This window comes from uncultured Polaribacter sp. (assembly GCF_947503855.1).
Taxonomy (GTDB): Bacteria; Bacteroidota; Bacteroidia; order Flavobacteriales; family Flavobacteriaceae; genus Polaribacter.
The window spans coordinates 1-462 of the sequence record NZ_CANNFF010000033.1 but is presented as its reverse complement, the minus strand read 5'-3'; the positions used below and the strand labels follow the sequence as shown (position 1 = coordinate 462).

The following is a 462-nucleotide window of genomic DNA, read 5'->3' as shown; positions in this document are numbered from 1 at the left end:
AGTGTACTTAGGATTGCAGTATTGGAATCCCCTGTCAGAATGATGAATGAGTTTTTTATTAGGGTATTTTCTATTTTTAATTGCCATATCCAAGGCGTCTTTACAAAGCGATGTTTTCATATGATTATCAATTTTATAGCCCATAATTTGTTTAGAAAAAGCGTCTGTTACAATAGCTAAATAGTTGTGGCCATTTTCTGTTTTGATATAAGTAATATCACTTACCCAAAGCTGTTCTGGACGAGTTGGGATTTTATCTTTTACAATGTTCTTATATTTTCTAAATATATGATTAGAATTGGTAGTTGTGACGTAGTTTTTTCTTTTCGGGATTAATAAATTATTGAGTCTTAAAAAGCGATAGAACTTATCTCTTCCTATGTTTATGTTTTGTTCAATCATTTGAGATTTGAGTTCATTATAGAGTTTAATTCCACCCGTTTTAGAGCCTACTTTTTTACG

General features: G+C 30.5%; 1 protein-coding gene. It reads right to left on the bottom strand.

Annotated features, from left to right (window positions below; genetic code table 11):
- Positions 1–462: DDE-type integrase/transposase/recombinase (locus tag Q0662_RS11930; protein WP_298950167.1), on the bottom strand; the 462-nt coding region annotated here is incomplete at both ends.